This is a genomic window from Pseudarthrobacter sp. NPDC058329, from assembly GCF_042879835.1.
Taxonomy (GTDB): domain Bacteria; phylum Actinomycetota; class Actinomycetes; order Actinomycetales; family Micrococcaceae; genus Arthrobacter.
This window is the reverse complement of the sequence record NZ_JBHVZR010000006.1, coordinates 156,393-175,746: the sequence shown is the minus strand read 5'-3', so window position 1 is coordinate 175,746 and position 19,354 is coordinate 156,393. Positions and strand designations below refer to the sequence as shown.

At 58.0% G+C, this 19,354-nt stretch carries 16 protein-coding genes and 1 pseudogene; 10 read left to right on the top strand and 7 right to left on the bottom strand.

Annotation, left to right across the window (positions count from 1 at the left end; translation table 11 throughout):
- Window positions 1-122: 122 nt before the first annotated feature.
- From ACFVYC_RS10905 to ACFVYC_RS10860, 10 genes are all read left to right on the top strand, one after another.
- Window positions 123-971, top strand: coding sequence for a glycosyltransferase family 2 protein (locus ACFVYC_RS10905; protein ID WP_387549718.1), 849 nt, complete (start codon window positions 123-125; stop codon window positions 969-971).
- Window positions 968-2,140, top strand: a complete 1,173-nt coding sequence (locus tag ACFVYC_RS10900) for a glycosyltransferase family 4 protein (protein WP_387549717.1) — start codon at window positions 968-970, stop codon at window positions 2,138-2,140. The genes ACFVYC_RS10905 and ACFVYC_RS10900 overlap by 4 nt, the downstream gene beginning before the upstream one ends.
- Window positions 2,141-2,147: 7 nt before the next feature.
- Window positions 2,148-3,380 carry a glycosyltransferase gene (locus ACFVYC_RS10895; RefSeq protein WP_387549716.1) on the top strand — a complete coding sequence of 411 codons (1,233 nt, stop codon included), beginning with the start codon at window positions 2,148-2,150 and terminating at the stop codon, window positions 3,378-3,380.
- Between the two features lie 37 nt (window positions 3,381-3,417).
- Entirely contained in the window at window positions 3,418-4,446 is a 1,029-nt protein-coding gene (gene gmd, locus ACFVYC_RS10890; RefSeq protein WP_387549714.1) for a GDP-mannose 4,6-dehydratase, read from the top strand.
- Window positions 4,447-5,415 carry a GDP-L-fucose synthase family protein gene (locus tag ACFVYC_RS10885; RefSeq protein WP_387549713.1) on the top strand — a complete coding sequence of 323 codons (969 nt, stop codon included), beginning with the start codon at window positions 4,447-4,449 and terminating at the stop codon, window positions 5,413-5,415. It begins immediately after the preceding gene.
- A gap of 58 nt (window positions 5,416-5,473) precedes the next feature.
- Window positions 5,474-6,913 (top strand): sugar transferase, encoded by a 1,440-nt coding sequence (locus ACFVYC_RS10880; RefSeq protein WP_387549711.1) that lies wholly within the window; start codon window positions 5,474-5,476, stop codon window positions 6,911-6,913.
- Between the two features lie 62 nt (window positions 6,914-6,975).
- The gene (locus ACFVYC_RS10875; protein ID WP_387549709.1) at window positions 6,976-8,289 is read left to right on the top strand and encodes a UDP-glucose dehydrogenase family protein; all 1,314 of its coding nucleotides are present in this window, start codon (window positions 6,976-6,978) and stop codon (window positions 8,287-8,289) included.
- A 101-nt stretch (window positions 8,290-8,390) separates the two neighbouring features.
- On the top strand, window positions 8,391-10,142 hold the full coding sequence (locus ACFVYC_RS10870; RefSeq protein WP_387549707.1) for a DUF4012 domain-containing protein: 1,752 nt from the start codon (window positions 8,391-8,393) through the stop codon (window positions 10,140-10,142).
- Between the two features lie 183 nt (window positions 10,143-10,325).
- Entirely contained in the window at window positions 10,326-10,937 is a 612-nt protein-coding gene (locus tag ACFVYC_RS10865; protein WP_387549706.1) for an LPXTG cell wall anchor domain-containing protein, read from the top strand.
- Window positions 10,938-11,117: 180 nt separating this feature from the next.
- Complete coding sequence (locus ACFVYC_RS10860) at window positions 11,118-11,564, top strand: VanZ family protein (protein WP_387549704.1); 447 nt, start codon at window positions 11,118-11,120, stop codon at window positions 11,562-11,564.
- A gap of 19 nt (window positions 11,565-11,583) precedes the next feature.
- On the opposite strand, the gene galU is transcribed toward ACFVYC_RS10860, so the two are convergent.
- From galU to ACFVYC_RS10825, 7 genes and pseudogenes are all read right to left on the bottom strand, one after another.
- A complete protein-coding gene (galU, locus tag ACFVYC_RS10855; protein ID WP_387549703.1) occupies window positions 11,584-12,474 on the bottom strand; it encodes a UTP--glucose-1-phosphate uridylyltransferase GalU in 891 nt (296 codons plus the stop codon).
- A 9-nt stretch (window positions 12,475-12,483) separates the two neighbouring features.
- Window positions 12,484-13,109, bottom strand: a pseudogene (locus ACFVYC_RS10850) (enoyl-CoA hydratase/isomerase family protein); the annotation flags it as partial.
- 502 nt (window positions 13,110-13,611) lie between these two features.
- On the bottom strand, window positions 13,612-14,457 hold the full coding sequence (locus ACFVYC_RS10845) for a nucleotidyltransferase family protein (protein ID WP_387549809.1): 846 nt from the start codon (window positions 14,455-14,457) through the stop codon (window positions 13,612-13,614).
- A 72-nt stretch (window positions 14,458-14,529) separates the two neighbouring features.
- A complete protein-coding gene (locus ACFVYC_RS10840) occupies window positions 14,530-16,110 on the bottom strand; it encodes a polysaccharide biosynthesis tyrosine autokinase (RefSeq protein WP_387549701.1) in 1,581 nt (526 codons plus the stop codon).
- An 89-nt stretch (window positions 16,111-16,199) separates the two neighbouring features.
- Window positions 16,200-17,399 carry a hypothetical protein gene (locus tag ACFVYC_RS10835; protein ID WP_387549699.1) on the bottom strand — a complete coding sequence of 400 codons (1,200 nt, stop codon included), beginning with the start codon at window positions 17,397-17,399 and terminating at the stop codon, window positions 16,200-16,202.
- 22 nt (window positions 17,400-17,421) lie between these two features.
- Window positions 17,422-17,646, bottom strand: coding sequence for a PqqD family protein (locus ACFVYC_RS10830; protein ID WP_387549697.1), 225 nt, complete (start codon window positions 17,644-17,646; stop codon window positions 17,422-17,424).
- A gap of 909 nt (window positions 17,647-18,555) precedes the next feature.
- Window positions 18,556-19,350 (bottom strand): enoyl-CoA hydratase/isomerase family protein, encoded by a 795-nt coding sequence (locus ACFVYC_RS10825; RefSeq protein WP_387549695.1) that lies wholly within the window; start codon window positions 19,348-19,350, stop codon window positions 18,556-18,558.
- Between the last annotated feature and the right edge of the window lie 4 nt (window positions 19,351-19,354).

Here is a 19,354-nt window from a genome sequence, read left to right as displayed (position 1 = left end):
AGACCTCGTAACAGACCTGAGGCGGAGGGCATTCCACTATCCTTTGGATGAGTGTTGGGTGACCTGAGCCCTCGTCAACCTGTCGGCTTTGACTATTACCGCCCAACAAAGGCGTCCCCTCAATGAAGGAACCAATGAATTCCGCTTCATCTCCAACGGTAAGTGCCGTGATCCTTACGCTCAATGAAGAAGAAACCATCAAACATGCAATCACCAGCCTTTCTTGGTGCGATGAAATTTTTGTGGTTGATAGTGAAAGCCAGGATCGCACCTGCGAAATAGCGGAAGCCTTGGGCGCAAAGATATATAAGCACCAACAAGAAGGCGCTTTCCTGATCAGCGAGCAACGTAACTGGGCTCTCCAAAGCCTGCCGTTTACGGGCGAATGGATACTGTTCATGGACGCGGACGAAGAATCCACCGAAGAGTTCCGGGAACAGGTCATGCGGGCTGCTTCAACTGCTACTTGCGACGCTTTTTACGCCGCTCCGGCCTTTATGTACTACGGCAAATGGCTTAAGCGCACCAGCGGCTACCCTAACTGGCATCCACGTATTGTTAAAGCGAACTCTTCTGTAAAGTTTACAGGTGGAGTATGGGAAGATTTTGATGAACCCGAAGCAGCGGGACGTATATCGGCTCCCTACATTCATGAGACCAATGCCAAAGGGTTGGAAGACTGGCTCACGAAACATGTTCGCTACGCCAAATGGGAAAGTGATCGTATAAGGAACAGAAGCGCTTCGGGGACTTCTAAGGCTGACAGACGCGGTCTCCTCCGCGCGATACGTTATCGCTTGGGCGGCTTAAGAAAGTACGCTGCCACGGCTTATCTTTTTATCGGCCGCCGTGGGTTCCTTGATGGGGCTGAAGGTCGCTCATACCTTCGAAGAATGTTTATTTACGAGTTGCTTATAGATGAATTCGGACTCGAAGGCCTGAAACGTGCGAAGAAAGGTGAAGGTAATTGACTTTTTCAAATGTTGATGATTTCAACGACGCAATTGAGTTCACATTTGTACTAGGTCGCGTCCACGACAAGATTGGTGGCCCGACGCGTACTATATGGGGATATGTTGAAGGACTAGAAGCCAGAGGAAGGTCTACTCGCGTTGCAGGGTTAGGCTCTCCTGAAACTCTTGCGGGAAGCTTTGGTCAAGCTAAGACCCAGGATCTCCTCGCTATCAGCGGCCGAGCATATGAGGCTTGGAAAGTGCTGTATCAGCTTTATCGGCGACAAACACCTGCTTCTGCACTCGTGATTGTGGGAGTTTGGCACCTTCCGTTCTTCGTCCTCGGATTTCTGCGCGTCCTTTCGATGGTCTACCCTGCGCTGGGACGACACCGAATCCTATTAATTCCGACCATGTCCCTAACGGAATACGACTGGGCGAAGCACCGGGCCGTGAAGTCGTGCATCAAACCGCTCGTAAGCCTAATTTTACGGTCGATGGATGGCATTATTTTCGCTTCGAGCGGCGAGCTTGAACTTAGCAGTCCGCGCACCTGGCAACGCGCTGAAGTGGTTCTTCATCCATCTGTGTCTACTAACTCAGCACCCGGCAGCTTCGCTCGCGATCTGGACGTTCTATTCGTAGGCCGCTTGGATCCTCAGAAGGACATACCGCTTTTGCTGGAAAGTTTTGCCAAAACTAGCGACAGAAACGTCCTTCACCTGGTCGGCGACGGCTCTCCAGAATACGTGCTGGAGCTGAGGCACTTGGCCGAGGGTTTGGGGGTGGCCGAGCGCATCGTATGGCACGGCTGGAAGACTCATAGTGAAACCCTTGAATACTTTCGCCGGGCACGCGTAGTTGCAGTGACATCTTTAGTAGAAAACTTCTGCCATGCGGCAGTGGAGGCTTTAGTCGCAGAAACCGATCTCGTCCTGGTGGACCGGGTAATGTCCGCCGTCGATTTTGCCCGACTCGCAGATATTGATGTGACCGATGCACAATCAGACCTTATTGCCAGCTGCATCCAAGCGCGGCTTGATGATTGGGACTCTAGACATCAATTGCGAAGCAGGTCAGCTTCTGCAGTTCGAAGTGCTTGCAGCCCCACCGAGGCTGCTGCCGCTGTAGAACTGTTCATCACCGACGCTGTCTCACGCAAGGCACCAGACAGCCCGAATCGTTAGGATCACCATGACACGTATCTCAATTTTGGGTCTTCACTACAATCCAGAACCCTCAGGTAATGCACCGTACACGTCCAGCTTGGCGGTTGGATTAGCACGGCGCGGACATGACGTAGGCGTGCTAACTGGTTTTCCTCATTACCCGGAGTGGAAAATCGCCGATGGCTACACCGGCTGGAGCCGGCAGGAAACCCTCGACGGAGTGTCCGTAAAACGACTCCGCCACCATGTACCCCCCAGACCTTCAGCCCTAAGCCGCCTACACATGGAGTTTAGCTTCGGAGCGCGGCTTATCACATCCAGATGGGGCCGACCAGAAGTAGTAGTCATGGTGAGCCCAGCCCTATTCTCTACTTCACTCGCCGTACTTCGCGCACGTTTAAGTCCTCGTAGGCCATCAGTCGCCATATGGGTGCAAGACATCTACAGCAGAGGATTAGTGGAAACTGCGGGAGCAAAAGGCTTCTCAGCAAAATTTGCAGCGCGAATCGAGGGTTGGATACTTAGTCGCGCGGATGGTGTTGTAGTCATTCACGACCGTTTCCGCGATTACTTGGTCAATACACTCGGCATAAGTGCAGCAAACGTATCGGTTATACGAAACTGGACGCACCTACCTGCTAGACCAGAGACGGGCCAGACTGAATTTAGAGCTAAAATGGGCTGGTTACCTGACGACTTCGTTGTACTGCATGCGGGTAATATGGGCAAAAAGCAGGGTCTAGAAAATGCCATCGAGGCTGCTGCCATCGCCGAACACCGCGGAAGTTCTGTGCGCTTCGTACTCATGGGTGATGGGAATCAGCGACGCCGGTTGGAAGACCTTGCACTAGGGAAGACTAAGATCTCCTTCATCGACTCGCTGCCAGACGATGACTTTCAATTGGCGCTGACAGCAGCTGATGCACTCCTGGTAAACGAACTCCCCGGTGTCAAAGACATGTCAGTCCCCAGCAAGCTGACATCATATTTTAACGCCGGCAGACCCGTTATCGCCGCTACCGACGAGAGTAGCGTCACAGCGCACGAGATCGACCGCTCGGGTGGCGGCATCCGTGTTGACGCGGCCGCCCCGTCCGCTCTTGTCAGTTCGGCAGAGGCCCTCCGGGCGGATGAGAACTGGGCTCGCAATCTCGGCAGCCAAGGCCTCCGCTACCGCTATGAAACATTGTCGGAGGAAGCGGCAATCGGGCATTATGATGAGTTCATCACGAGTCTGGCGACGTCGCGCAGCCGCTAGGTTGCGTGACTCTTTTTTGCTTCTGGGGGCATCTTTCATGACAAAACGCGCACTTATCACGGGCATTACAGGGCAGGACGGCTCCTACCTTGCTGAGCTCCTTCTTTCGAAAGGCTACGAGGTTCACGGTCTAATACGTCGTGCATCAACCTTCAACACGGCCCGGGTAGATCATCTTTACGTTGATCCCCACGATCCAAAAGCTCGGTTGTTCTTGCACTACGGTGACCTCAGCGATGGCGCCCGTCTGGTGACCTTGCTCGCAGAGATCCGTCCCGACGAGGTATACAACCTCGCGGCCCAATCGCACGTCCGGGTGTCCTTTGACGAACCTGAGCATACTGCGGACACCACTGGTGTCGGGACAATTCGATTGCTCGAGGCAGTAAGAATGTCCGGAATTGACACTCGGTTTTATCAGGCTTCCTCCTCCGAGATGTTCGGCGCAACTCCGCCGCCTCAGAATGAAGAAACTCCGTTTTACCCCCGTTCGCCCTATGGTGCAGCAAAGGTCTACAGCTACTGGATCACCAAGAATTACCGAGAGGCCTACGGCATGTTTGCTGTCAACGGAATCCTCTTCAATCACGAGTCACCACGACGTGGTGAAACATTTGTAACGCGCAAGATCACCCGTGCAGTCGCTGCGATTAAAGCCGGCAAGCAGGATCTTCTTTATATGGGCAACCTGGACGCCGTACGCGACTGGGGATACGCAGCCGAATACGTCGAAGGCATGTGGCGAATGCTGCAAGCCGATGAGCCAGACGACTTCGTGTTGGCAACTGGCGGCAACTACACGGTTAGGGACTTTCTCCAAATCTCCTTTGAACACGCGGGCCTCAACTGGGAAAACCACGTTAGGTTTGACGAACGCTACCTGCGTCCGACCGAGGTGGACGCACTTGTTGGCGACGCCTCTAAGGCGCAAGAAAAGCTCGGCTGGAAGGCATCGGTTCATACCCCGGAGCTTGCGCGAATTATGGTAGACGCGGACATTGAGGCGCTCAAGCACGCAGGTAAAGACTGGATTGACGCCGTTGACCTCGCAAGTTGGAAAAACTAAATGAACGTTGATTACACACCTCGCGCGCTCGACCGGTCTGCGACCTTCTATGTAGCAGGACATAGAGGACTGGTCGGGTCAGCTATCTGGCGCCATCTAGAGGCATCCGGATTCAGCAGCCTCGTTGGTCGCACCTCTTCAGACCTTGATCTTAAAAATAGAGAAGAGGTTTTCCGTTTCTTTGCAGAAACAAGGCCGAGGTATGTCGTCCTTGCTGCTGCTAAAGTCGGAGGAATACTAGCCAACAGTACGTACCCCGTCGATTTCCTAAGTGACAACCTCAGGATTCAGGTCAACGTCTTAGATGCAGCGCGAGAATTTGGCGTTGAACGTCTTCTGTTCCTAGGTTCATCATGCATTTACCCGAAATTTGCGGAACAACCGATTCGGGAAGAGTCTCTACTAACCGGTCACCTCGAACCCACTAACGACGCCTATGCGGTCGCCAAGATTGCAGGCATCATGCAGGTCCAAGCGGTTCGTCGCCAGTACGGATTGCCCTGGATTTCGGCTATGCCTACCAATCTCTACGGGCCCGGGGACAACTTCTCACCAGAGGGATCGCATGTACTCCCCGCTCTCATTCGCCGGTTTGAAGCGGCGGCACGTTCCGGTGCGTCAACAGTGACAAATTGGGGCACCGGAGCACCCCGCCGGGAATTTCTGCATGTTGACGACATGGCAGCCGCCTGTCTACACCTGTTGGAGAACTACGACGGCTCCGCCCAACTAAATGTCGGCACGGGCACCGACGTCACAATCAAGGAGTTGGCTTCGCTCGTGGCGGAGACCGTTGGCTATGACGGTGAAATTGTTTGGGACACCTCAAAGCCGGACGGGACGCCCCAGAAGCTTCTTGACGTGTCGCAACTGGCACAGGCTGGTTGGACCTCCGGTATTGACCTCCGGGAGGGCATCAAGAGCACCGTCGAATGGTTCCGGGCCAACGTCGGCAACGTCAGAGCTTAGGAATATGGTGATGGGGGGCGCTGAAAATTTGGGAACGACAGCTGCCAGTAGTCTGGGAATGAAACGCGTCTCTGCGCGGTGGCGCTCTCGTTATTCGTCGCGCCTACGGCTTATCGACGCTGGCGTCGTCATTTGGGCGGTAGCGGGCGCATTTGGCATTAGGTTCGGGTTTCCCGACATTGACAGTTCAAGTGTTCGCGATGCAGACTACGTTCTTCTTTCTGTACTTCTTGTCCTCAGTTGGTGGTGCATGCTGGAGTTCTGGGGCTCCCGAGAAGCCCGTGTCCTAGGATCCGGGACGGAAGAATATAAGAGGGTCATCGCCAGTTCTGCTTGGCTGTTCGGCTTTGTGGCTGTTGTTTCATATGCGCTCAAGATCGACACGGCACGAGGTTACGTCGGGCTGGCCTTTCCGGCGGGGGCTTTCGGCCTGCTGGCAGCTCGCTGGTTTCTCCGCCAGCACATCATTCTGGAACGCAAGCATGGAAAGAGCGATTCTCGAGTACTCATTATCGGCGGGCCCTTTTCCGCCGCTCACTTGGTCCGTTCACTCGCCAGCGCCCCGGCTGCTGGTTATCGCCCCGTGGCTGTCCACCTGCCAGGAGCCGGGCAAGGCTTCGATCCTTCCGACCTTGAAGTTCCCGTTACCGGGACCACTACTGAGTTCGACTCAATTCTGAGAGTGATTCTCGATACTGACGTCGATGCAGTCGCAATATCTGCGGGTGTGAACATGCACCCTCAAGATCTCCGTCGCCTCGGTTGGGAACTAGCTGCTCGTGACATCGGCATGATCATGGCACCAGCTTTAACAGATATCGCGGGACCACGCATCCATACTCAGCCGGTTGCGGGATTGCCTTTGATCCATGTTTCGACACCCAAGCTGACGGGTGGAAAAAAAGTAGCTAAGCGAGCATTTGACTTGGCCATCTCAGGGGTGCTGTTGGCAGTCTTAGCGCCCGTATTCCTAACAATCGCGATATTGGTGCGGGTTACGGATTCAGGTCCAGTTTTTTACCGCCAGGAGAGAGTTGGAATTCGAGGAACCACGTTCCATATGCTTAAGTTCCGATCGATGAAAGTCAATGCGGACGCTGAACTTGCCGCTCTCCTCAAAGCTCAGGGAGCAGGAGACACGCCTTTATTCAAAGTTGATAGGGACCCCCGTATCACCCCGCTAGGTCGCATTCTTCGAAAATATTCCTTGGACGAACTTCCTCAGCTCTTCAACGTTTTGAACGGGAGCATGAGCCTTGTGGGTCCACGTCCCCAGCGGGAAGGAGAGGTCGCGCTTTACGACGATGCGGCTCACCGACGTCTATACGTTAGTCCCGGTATGAGTGGGCTTTGGCAGGTGAGCGGACGCTCCAATCTCACTTGGGAAGAAAGTATTAGACTCGATCTTTATTACGTTGAAAACTGGTCGCTCATGGGTGATGTTGTGATCCTCTTCAAGACTTTCAAAGCAGTATTTGCAAGCACCGGCGCGGTATAACCGTCAGTCCGGCCCACTAACCGCGGTTGCTACCGCCCGTCCTTGCTTGGGGAAGACATAAAATGCGTATTTCAGTTATCGGTTGCGGCTATCTTGGCGCGGTTCATGCTGCTTGCATGGCGAAATTAGGACATGAAGTCGTGGGCATCGATGTCGACGAGAGAAAGATCCTCGAACTTTCGGCTGCTAGAGCACCTTTTTTTGAACCTGGTCTTGAAGAATTGCTCCATGAAGTTCAAGAAACCGGAAGATTGACTTTTACTACCGATCTTTCGGCTGCCCAGGGAAGTGCTGTCCACTTCATATGCGTAGGTACGCCCCAGAAAAAGGGTGAAAATGGCGCGGACCTTACATTTGTCGATGCTGCGACCCTCGGTCTGATACCCTTTTTGTCGCCAGGCGACGTAGTTGTCGGCAAGTCGACAGTACCTGTTGGGACCGCCGCACGGCTTTCAACTTTGGTCACGAACCAAGAGCCGAATGCGCATCTGGTCTGGAACCCAGAATTCCTCCGAGAAGGCCACGCCGTATCCGACACCCTTCAGCCTGACCGCTTCGTATATGGTGTCGGCGATGGCTCGGAAGAGCATCCCGCTGTAGCGATTTTGGACGAAGTTTACGCGACGCCGCTATCCGCTGGTACTCCGCGTCTGGTTTCCGACCACCCGACAGCAGAATTGGTCAAGACTGCGGCCAACTCATTCCTGGCTACGAAGATCTCCTTTATCAATGCCATGGCCGAGGTCTGTGAGGCCGCCGGAGCGGACGTAGCCCTGCTGGCAGATGCAATCGGAATGGATGACAGAATTGGCCGGAAGTTTCTGAACGCCGGAATTGGCTTCGGGGGCGGATGTCTTCCGAAAGACATCCGCGCGTTTATGGCACGAGCAGGAGAGCTCGGAGCCGACCAGGCTCTGACCTTTCTACGGGAAGTGGATGCAATAAACATGCGTCGACGGACGCGAGTAGTCGAACTTACACGCGAACTCTGCGGTGGTTCCCTGATGGGCAAGAGAATAACAGTGCTGGGTGCCGCCTTTAAGCCAGAAAGCGATGACGTACGAGATTCACCGGCTCTAAGTATCGCCGCGCAGTTGCAATTGCAGGGCGCTGTGGTCACTGTCACGGACCCCGAGGCACTCCCTAACGCTTCACGACGCTTCCCTGAACTGCACTATGAGGAGCAAACTGAGGTTGCCCTCGAACGAGCGGACGCTCTGCTGCTATTGACAGAGTGGCAGGAGTATAGGGACCTTGATCCTTATGAAGCGGCGTTGGTTGTGGATACTCCCAACATTCTGGATGGGAGAAATGTGCTCGACGCCAGCAAATGGCGAGCAGCTGGCTGGACTTACCGCGGACTCGGGCGGCCTTGAGAATGGAGGGCCCCCAGGCCGTTATCTCGCCCGAATTTTCAGTACATCTGCGCGGGATTAGAAAGCGTCGGCGAACTACGGCAATCATCCTTTCCTTCATCTTGCTTCTTGTACTGACCGGATGGACCGGCTGGTTAGTCGCAAAAGCCAGTGCAATTCGGAGTGAAATCAGTGCGGCCATTAGCTTAATTACTCAAATGAAAAGTGAGTTGGCCGCATCTGACGAAAAGTCGGCTCAACGAACCGCCCGTGAAGTACGCAGTCACACCGCCGCCGCTAGAGAAGCAGCTGATGATCCCTTGTGGACTCTGACATCGAATCTGCCTTTTATTGGAGCTAATATAGGCGCCGTGTCGGAGGTTGCCCGCTCAGCGGACGACGTTGCCGGCTTGAGTTTGGTGCCGTTGATGGATGTTTGGGGATCGCTTCATTGGGACACCGTCCTCCCCACCCGGAGCGGTAGTGACTTAGCGCCGTTGAAGGCAGCATCACCTACCGTGAAGTCTGCAGCCTATGCAGTACGCGTCTCTACGGAGCGGCTTTCAGCGATCGACAAAAGCAGACTACTGCCGCAGGTGGCTAAGCCGCTAGCTGATGCAACAGAACAGCTTCAGGAAATCACTGGGGCGCTTAACGTCGCGGCAGCTGCTTCCACAATCGCTCCTGGGATGCTCGGTGCCGACGGCGCAAGAAACTACCTTCTCATCGTCCAAAATAATGCTGAATCCAGGTCGTCGGGGGGAATTCCTGGTGCTTTGGCCGTGCTAAATCTGGATGCTGGGAAATTGACGCTCGGCGCACAAAACAGCGCGTCTGGTCTCGGCGTTATGTCCCCGGTTATACCTGTAGATCCACAACAGAAGCAGATCTATTCGGGTCGGCTCGGAAAGTTTATTCAGGACGTTAACCTCACCCCCGACTTCCCGACTGCTGCTGCAACAGCTCAAGCAATGTGGGAACAAAGAATGGGACAGCGTGTCGACGGTGTGATTTCAATTGATCCTGTAGCTCTCAGTTACATCTTGGACGCTACAGGCCCTGTTACCGTCAACAGTCCGGAACTTGCTGTCCTGCCCATCAGCGGTTTGCCGACTGAACTGAACGCGGGCAACGTCGTTTCTACCCTCCTCTCGGACGTCTACTCTCAAGTTGAACAGCCTGAACTCCAAGATGCCTACTTCGCCGCAGTAGCCAAACAGGTCTTTGATGCTCTCGGAAACGGGAAGTCTGAACCGACAGCACTGATGGACGGACTTTCCCGCGCTACCGAGGAAGGTCGCATCCTGGTGTGGTCGCGCAACGAGAATGAGCAAGCGGTTCTCGGGCAGTATGCTCTCAGCGGGGCAATAGCCGGTCCGAGTGTCCTGCCAGCCCAGTTCGGCGTCTACTTCAATGATGGCACTGGCGCGAAGATGGACTATTACGTCAAGCGCACTGTGCAACTCATCAAAGAATGCCCCAGAGATGGCTACGAACAGACCACTGTCCGGGTAACAAGCACGAATACAGTTCGTCACGATGCGGCCGACGTTCTGCCTACATACGTGACTGGTGATGGCAGCTTCAATGTGCCACCTGGATCGGTTCAGACGAACATTGTGGCCTACGGGCCATCGCAAGCATACGTGGAGACCGCCAAGGTAGACGGTCAAGGAACAGAGTTTGCGCCCTACCTTCACGGGAACCGACCGGTCGGCGTCTATGCAGTGCGGCTTGCACCCGGTGAAAGCAAAACAGTGGAGTTCACATTTGGTAAGATAGTCCAGCACACCGAACCTTACGTCTTTGTCACACCCACTGTGCAGCCGGTTGATGATGTGAAGTTGCCCACATTAACTGCATCGTGTGGCTAGAGCTAATAAACAGCGCGTTAACAGTATGTAAACCAATTGGATTGAGATTGCTCACAACGAAGAGCAGGTGATACGGTCTTGTTTGGGATACCTATCCGTAGTTCTGCACTAACAGGTCTCGTGCGGAGGGGAACACTCCCCAAAATCGGGTACATCAAAACTTAAACGTCTCCGGGGGGACACATGAAGAAAACACTCGCAGCACTCGCACTTGCAGGATCCATAGCACTTATCGGTTCGGCTCCCGCTGTGGCCGGGACCTACCCTGCCCTGCCGCCTCAGGCCGCTGTTTCTGACGGTACTGTTGGTCCGGGAGAAACCTTTGTCTTCCGCGGCCAGGGTTTTCGCGCCGGTGAACGACTCATCATCCGCGTAACGCCCGGGCAGCCTCCAGCAGCCTCAGGCGCGAACATCGCCGGTGGTACGTCGTTCTCGGCCAAGATTCCGGTTCTCCTAGCGCCCCAGGAGCTCAGTGCGACTGCCGACGCTCAGGGTGCTTTTACGCTCCCGATCTCCATCAGTGAACCCGGTACCTACAGCCTGACAGCTGAAGGCGTAGATTCCGGTGTCGTCGTTGGCCCCGTCACGGTCACTGTGGCTGCTTCCCTGGCCAACGCCGGTAGCAACGCTGCCGGCGCCCCGCTGGCTAACACCGGTTCGGGTTCCGGCCTTGCAAACACCGGCGCTGATTCCGGCCTGGTCCTCTGGACCTTGGTTGGCGCTGGCGCTCTGGCCGCTGGTGCAACTTCAGTAGTTGTTGTTCGCCGCCGTGCCAAGGCTGAGGTCGCTGCCTAACAGCTTCGCTCTAAGCACCAAAGAGGGTGGGGTTCTCCGGGAAACCGGGGAACCCCACCCTCTGTATTTAAGGATGCGACTGGCTCAACCGCAGGAGCGCTCTGTGGTATTCGTTAGGGTTATGGGGAAACATTGGCGCAAGGCATCAGAACGGTTAGATCCGGACCAGCTGAGGCAGGTGTGAGGCACTTCCACAACCACAGGCTCTGGCGGCTCGTCCTCCTCGCCATGTTGGTCCCGTTAGCTTTCATCGGCTTCTGGCCGAGTCCCGTCGACCAGCCCCTGCAGGGGCAGCTTGCACGGTTTTTGCAGTTCCTCCACCGCAACGGAATTCCAGCATGGTTCAACTACAAGGTCGTGGAAGCTACGGCAAATGTAGCGCTGTTCATCCCGCTTGGTTTCGTAGGCTCACATGCATTTTCTGAAAGTGGATGGTGGCGAATCGGCGCATTTAGTTTATCTATTTCCGCCTGTATGGAACTGGGCCAGCTCTTGTTTCTTCACAACCGCTTTGCAAGTCCTATCGACCTTGTGACAAACGCATCAGGTGCTGTCATAGGCGCCCTGCTGGCGGCTCATTTGGTCAGAAGACTAGAGGCCCGCCGCCTTTCGGCAACGGGCCTCTAGAAAGGCGTTACAGCGCTGGTTAGTTGACGAAGGCCTTCATCCAGGTCTTCAGGTCCTCGCCGAACTCCACCCGCTCGGAAGCCAGCGTGATGACGGCCTTGAGGTAGCTCAGCTTGTCACCGGTATCGAATCGGCGGCCCTTGAAGACCACGCCGTACACGCCTGAGCCTTCGCCCTCACCTGCCGCAAGGGTCTGCAACGCATCCGTCAGCTGGATCTCGTTGCCGCGGCCCGGCTCGGTGTTCTCCAGCACGCCGAACACGGACGGGTGCAGCACGTACCGGCCGATCACGGCCAGGTTGGACGGCGCGTCGGCCACGGCCGGCTTCTCCACCAAGCTGTTGACGCGGACGTAGTCCTCGCCCTCTACAACCGTGATGTCTGCGCAGCCGTAGGCGCTGATCTGGGACGGGTCCACCTCAATCAAGGCAATCACGGAACCGCCGGTCTTCTGCTGCACCTCGATCATGGTGGTCAGCAGCGACTCGGCCTCATCGATAAGGTCATCACCCAGAAGCACCGCGAAGGGCTCGTCCCCCACATGCTGCTTGGCGCAGAGCACCGCGTGGCCCAGGCCCTTGGCCTCACCCTGCCGAACGTAGTGGATGGGGCCCAACTCGGCCGCGTACTGGATCGACTCCAGTCGGTCCTTATCGCCCTTCAATTCCAGCACGCGCTCCAAACCCGGGGCACGGTCAAAGTGGTCCTCCAGGGCACGCTTGCTGCGGCCCGTAATCATCAGGACGTCGTCGAGGCCGGACTTGATGGCCTCTTCTACGACGTACTGGATGGCCGGGCGGTCCACCACCGGCAACATTTCCTTCGGCATTGCCTTGGTGGCGGGCAGGAAGCGAGTTCCCAATCCGGCAGCAGGAATGACGGCTTTGGTAACAGCTTTCCCCATAGTCATACGTGAACCTTACAAATCAGCGGCAGGCAAAGGCAATTTACCGCCTGTAAACTTGGGCTCGCGTTTCTCCTGGAGAACCCGGAAATCCTCGGCGTAATCCTCCGTTGTGCAGAGTCGTGCCTGCTCAGCGTTCTCCTCGGTCATCGAATCCCACAGTCCCAGGCCCTGGTCCCGAATGTACTGGCGCTGAACGCACCGGTGGCACCGCGGGCCATCCGGCCCACGATCTCCCGCGTGCTTTCCAACAGCGAATCCGCAGGCAGGGCCCGGCTGAACATTCCCTGCGCTACCACCTCTGCGCCGCTGATCAGCTCGGCCGTGTAGCTGAGGTCCAGCGTCCGGTGCATGCCCAGCCGCTCAGTGAAGTACCTGTGCCCGACCGAATCCAGCGTGGCCCCAGCTTCGCGAACGGCGACCCGAACTTCGCGTTCTCCGCCACATACACCACGTTCGTGGCCAGCAGCAGCCCCAGCCCCACACCCAGACAGGCCCCGCGCGCCGCAGCGAACGTCGGAGCCGGGAAAGACGCCATTCTTCAGCAGCGGCTCCACCAGCGCGCCCGGGAACGCGGCGGCGTCGTCATTCTCAGGCGACACGTTATGGATGTCCCGGCCCGCGCAGAATGCGCGGCCCTTGCTCGTCCAGCGAGTTGGAGCGTGGGTAAGCACCAACATGATTTCGAGGCCTTATGCCGGCGGAAGGACTCTTTGTCGTTTGCCCGGACCTTGGGGCCGCCACCAGAGACGATGGGCGGAACGGCGCAGGGGCACTTGGTTACCGATGGCGCAGCTCAAATGAGCCGGGTGGTTGAATACGCTGGAGTAGCGACGCTGCTGGCGATCACGCTTCGACCATTTAGTCGCGAGACTGGCCCAACGCCTCCACTGGGCTATTAACACAGACCGTGGCAGGTCTCGTCCTAAACCCGACCCAAGAGGACGGCTTTCGCTTCAGCAGGGAGCGGAGAAATCTCGTTCCGCTGATACTGCCTGCCGATGACCTCCGAGTGGGCCTGCAAGGAGATCTTCCGGTGTAGAGCCTTGCAGTAGAACCGACGAATTCATACCGACGATTGCTGCGGGATCGCGCGGTCAAGGATGGTCTAGCCTCCGGGCAGAGCCTTGAGGAACGACAAAATCAATGACGGCGGGGAAGGATGAGGTTCCGCATAATTCGCGGTGCCGCACGCAGGAACCGCCTCCACCTGGCCTGGTGCTGCTGGAGCCGGCCACGGAAGGACATGTCTGCGTAAATGTCCGCGCTCAAGAAGACCTCGGGCATCGGGAAAACGGCTCGAAACAGCATCTTCGGTTTGTCCTTAAGGGGCGCCTGGACAATGGCAATAAGCCGGGCGCTCCCCGGTTCCCTCGCCATCAAGCGGTTCCGCCATTCAGTGGATGGCTCCGGCCACTCCACGGTGGTTGTCTCTGGTAGGAGGTCCTCGAGAAAGGGGCGCAGGGCAGCCAAGGAGTCGGTAGCTGTGGCAATTCTTAGGATGGCGGTCGTGAGCGATTGCCGTTGGGTCAAGTGGGCCAGGAAAGCGAGCTCCCGTCTGCCAGCAGGGACTTGGGGCGACCGGAGGGCGTGCAGCGCCAGAATCAAGATTCCCAGCGCCCGTGACGGTACCCGCACTTGCTGTCCTGCAAGCTCATGGACGTCCGTGCTTGACCACATAGTCTCGAAACATTCCGTCGAGTGACTCTCCATCCCTGGAAAGCGGAAGTGGACATCGATGCAACAAGGCCAGTCAGGATGGTCGACAGTCACCGAGTGTTTTGGAAACGTCCTACTGTCAGGGTCCGCAGGGCGCTCCCGCCAGCCCCGCTCCCGAAGGCCTTGCAGCATCTGTTCCAAGTTGGATGGCGACACAAAGACGTCCACGTCAGCCGACGGCTTGGGCTCGCGCAAGCCCTGCATCACACTCGCCGGTCCCTTGATGAAAAAAGCCCGTAAGCCAGAGCTATCGGCCGCCCGCGCCACCATCGCGTGGCCCAGGAGCACGGCCTCGGCAACGCTGAGCTGCACTCCACCACCGCTGTCCCTCTCCGTCATTTCCTAGTCCTTAGCCCTGCGCCCGCCGGGCACCTCTGCCGTGGCGTCTAGGGCTTCCGCATCCTGCCCCGCCCCAATGCGCTGTACTTCAGCCGGTGGCGTGGGACCGGACGCAGAGTCATACGTTCCGTAGTACGAGTAGGCGTCCGTTCCGCGAGTCGGCACGTAATTGAGGACGGCGCCGAGAATTCGACCCCTAACCTTCTCGAGGTTCCCCAGCGACTGTGCCAGCTGCTCCTGAGTTGTCTTGCCGGTCCGGATCACCACAATGGCGCCGTCCGCCGCGCGGGAGAGGACGGCTGCGTCCGTCACCGGAAGCAGCGGTGGCGCGTCGATCAGGACGATTGCGTCCTCGGCCAGGGCATTCAGCATGTTCTTCATAGCCCGGGACCCCAGGAGCTCGCTGGGGTTCGGCGGGATGCGCCCCGAGCCAAGGACTGTGAGGTTTGGCAGGGCACCCCAAGGCTGAAGAACGTCTGCCAACTCAGCGGTGCCGGTGAGGACATCGGTGACCCCCACGCCTGGAACAAGGTTAAAAACGTCTACCAAAGTTGGCCGTCGCAGGTCGCCGTCGACCACTACGACGTTTTCGCCGGCGGCTGCCATCGTGACCGCGAGGTTGGCCGTGACGGTGGATTTGCCTTCCGACTGCACGGAGCTGGTAACAACGATGATCCGGGGTGGCTGGTCCACGTCGAGAAAGCTGATGTTGGTACGCAGTTCGCGGAGGGCTTCCGCCATCGCTCCGCCTGCTTCGTGGACCTCCGCTGCGGTGCCGACCTCAAGAACGGTGCTTTTCCCGTCCAGGCGATGGTCCACAGGAAGAGTACCTATCGCAGGGACGCCAAAGAGCCGTTCGATCTCGTCGGCCTGACGGATGCGGCGGTCAAGGTGCCTGCGGATGACTGCATAGGCAACACCGAGAGCCAATCCGATGAGTGCGCCCAATACTAGGTTGAGCTTGGTGTTGGGTGACGTGGGGCTGGTAGGAAGGACCGCTTTGCCCAGCGGGAGTACCCGGACAGCCGTTGCGGTGGCATTGACCGTTAAACCGGGTTCGGGAGTAGTCGCGGTACCCGGCTCCACAATAGTCTCGGTGGGAGGTACCGTTTCGATCGCTTCCACCTGCGCGGCGAGGCCATTGACCCAGGCGTCGGCCACGCGTTGTGCGGTACCCGGGTTGGTTGATTGGGCGGTGACCCTAATTTCGGCGGTGTCCAGCGGGACCTTCACGCTAATGGTTCCGAGCAGGGCATCTGCCGTGGTGTTCAGCTCCAAGTAGGCGATGACCCTGTCCGCCACGAGCCGGGACTTTGCGACAGACTCGTAGTTCTTGACCTTCGCCTTGGCCAGGCTGTCCCCGGCGAGCGACAGGCTGACGTTGTTGGAACCGGGCGTAACCACGATGCCGCTGGAATCCGAGGAGTAGATCTTGGGCTGGAGGACAGTCCAGCCGCCCGCCGTTACGGTGCCCAATAGGGTGAAAGCGACAATTGCCTTCCAGTAGACGCGCAGTACACCTATGTAATCCGTCAGGTCCATTCCCGCGGGCGCTTCCGAGGGCGCCGTGGCTGTTGTGCTCATAGTGGTTCCTTCCACTCAAGTTCTCTGTTTCCCGTCCCGGAGTTCATGACCGGGATACTGCTTCGAGTGGTCCCCCACGCGGTTGGCAGCTACTTGCTGCCCTGTTCCAAGACTGCTTTCCCAATGAGCTGCGCCGTAGCTCCGGCGACGGCCTCCCGGTAGCCTTCCGGGGAGCCGTGCACCAGGCCGACTTCTCCGGCGAGCTGGTCCAGCGTCACTGGGTTGGCGGAGGCTTCCCAAATGACTGGGCCGATCCCGCTGAGCCGCACAATCTCGTTGTCCAACATGACCAGCGCGTCGCCATTGATGACCACTGCGTCCTTGAATGCGGCACGCCGGATACACCCGTCCGGGAGGGGCCCGAGCTGGGCAACTTCTGCTGCCCGGGGTTCCCATTCCGGCTCTGTCTCAGGTTGCGCCCGGAACAACGGCTCTAAGGCGGCCGGCAGATCAGCGGCTTCCGAATAGGTCACCTGCCATACTCCCCCGACGCTGTCGATCAGGCGGCACAGCGACTGCAGCGGCTCCTCGATGTCGCCCTGCGAAGACGAGTCCGGAATCAGGGCCAGCACCGCATCGGCCACAGGGACCCTCTGCAGCAGCGGGGCCGCAGAGGGGCTGCTTTGGACCCGATTTAACAGCACAATGGAATGGATGACGGGCTTGGCGGGGGCTGGCTGAAGCCCGAGCTCGTCCGGCCCAACCTGTCGTTTGGGAAGGCCGTGCCCTTGCTTCACAGACAGTGGCTTGGGGTATGAAACAACCGAGCCGTCTGGGCCTATGGCTACCGTTTCATCCGTGACATAGCCATAGATCCGTGCCAGCACCGAGGCCGCTGTGGTCTTGCCCGTTCCCGACTTGGCTACGAGCGCGACCACCGCCCCCGTTGAAGGGTCTGCCACTCCACAGGCGTGGAGCATCATAAGTTCACCGGCGTTGGCCAGGATGGCGGCAACTGTGAGCCGGGACGTGAGGTTTTCAGCCAACTCCTCAAAGGAGCCCGCCTGCAGTTGAAAAGTGCCGACGTCGTTCGCCAGTGACTGATGGGTGACCGACGCCGAGAACGGCTGCGAAGCGGTGGGTTCCAGCGGCAGCGGCGGAGCCAAGGGCTCTTGGCTGCTAACACACCGCGCCCAGGCCAAGCGCATGGCATTCCGCTGCCCAGAGGTGACTTTGCGGCCCCAACGAACGCCGAACTGCACGTCGAGGACATCCACATAGAGCAGGTCACTGTCGCTGGGTAATTCCTCACACCTGCTTGGCGTCCAAACTATCCGTACGTCAGTCATGGTCCCCCCGAACGTAAAGCTATTAGAGCAAAGTGTTGCTGGCAGGCTCAATCAGGCGCTGGGCTTGGAGACTGGCCAGAAACCCTTCGACTTGCGTCTGCATCTGGCCGGTTTGGTCCTCGAAACTCGCGTCGAGTTCAGCGATGATGGATTGCTCGGTTCGTTGCCCATCGATGAGTTCCCAGATGGTTGAAGCAGTGCCTTCCAAAACCACGGGCTGCGTTGCGTCCAGGTGGAGCAGCGCCACGCGGTTTGCTGAACTTGTGCGGACTTCTGCGACTAGGCCGCCACGTTTCCAGACCATCCGATGGCCTAGGTGAGTCTGATGTCGGTCGAGATCGGCTCGCCGACGCTGGGGTAGGTCACGGTGACGGTCATCCGAAAGTTCCCTGTCTGCCTCTTTTGGCCTCTGTAGTAAAAAGATGCCAACACAACGGCAGTACCCTGACTTGCAACGTCCGGAATAGTGAAAGTGGCGTTATAAACGCCGTTCGTAATGACGTTGTCGGAACTCAATGACACGGTGGAGTTGGTCAGAGTTAGAATTCCTACCCCTAGGTCCCCTGTTGCTGCGGGAACGGGCTCAATTCGGATCGATCCCACGACGCTCGTGTTTTGACTGCTGGTGTTTGTGATGTGGAAGCCTGTGGGCACGTTCCCTGGGCGGCTTTGGCCCGGAGCCCCGGAGAGGAGCGGAATATTTGGCACGCTAGATAGAAGCCCGTCAAATGCGGCCGTCGTGCCGAGTGGTCCTGGGGACGCCGAAGCCGGAGGGACGGCGACGGTGGTCAGGATGACCGGCAACGACCACGCCACACCTTTGACGACCCGGCGACGGCTGAAGCTGCCTTCTTCGCTCCCCGTAACCGTCGCGTTCGAAACCTCAGACACTGCGCCCCCAAAGTAGTTTTCAGCCGCGGGCCAGTCACTGGAGACCGGCAGCGGGGATTGGCCGAGTGCTTCCCGGCTTCTCCTACTCTTGCGAACGGGCACAAAGATTTCCACAAATGAGACTCAAGTTTCAGTCAAGATTGGGCTTCAACGTCGAGAAATCGCTTTCATCAGCAGTTATGTTAAGAAGTGCTCCAATGTGACGGGGCATGCATCCTCGGCCGCACGCATCAATCGTTGGCTGAGGCTGGAGGAAGACGTCCCGTCAAGCTCCGCCAATGAAGCCGGTGAACTGAGGCTCCCGCTTCTCCTGGAAAGCCCGGAATCCCTCGGCGTAGTCGTCGGTTGTGCAGAGTCGTGCCTGCTCAGCGTTCTCTTCGGTCATAGCTTCCCACAGCCCCAGGCGCTGGTCACGGATATGTGCCACAAGCTCCTTGCTGGCAGAAAAGGCCTCCGTGGCGCCGGTAGCTACCTTGGCGACAATCGCCCGGGTGCTTTCCAGCAACGAATCCGCCGGCATCGCCCGGCTGAACAGTCCCTGCGCCACGGCCTCGGTGCCGCTGATCAGCTCCGCGGTGTAGATCAGGTCCAGCGTCCGATGGATCCCCAGCCGCTCGGTGAAGTACCAGTGCCCGCCCGAATCCAGCGTGGCCCCCAGCTTCGCGAACGGCGAGCCGAACTTCGCGTTCTCCGCCACGTACACCACGTCCGTGGCCAGCAGCAGCCCCAGCCCCACCCCCAGGCACGCCCCATGCGCCGCCGCAAAGGTCGGCGCCGGGAACGCGCTCATCTTCTTCAGCAGCGGCTCCACCAGCCCGCCCAGGTACGCGGCGGCGTCGTCATTCTCCGGCGTGACGTTCTGGATGTCCCGGCCCGCGCAGAAGGCGCGGCCCTCTCCCCGCAGCAGCAGCGCCCGCACCTCACCGCGCGAGGCGGCGGCAGCAGCGTCGTCGTACGCCTGGGACAGCTCCGCGAGCGCCTGCTCATCCAGCGAGTTCAGTTTGTACGGCGCGCTGAGGACCACCTCGGCGACGTTGTTGCTGATGGAAAGGGAAATCATGCGG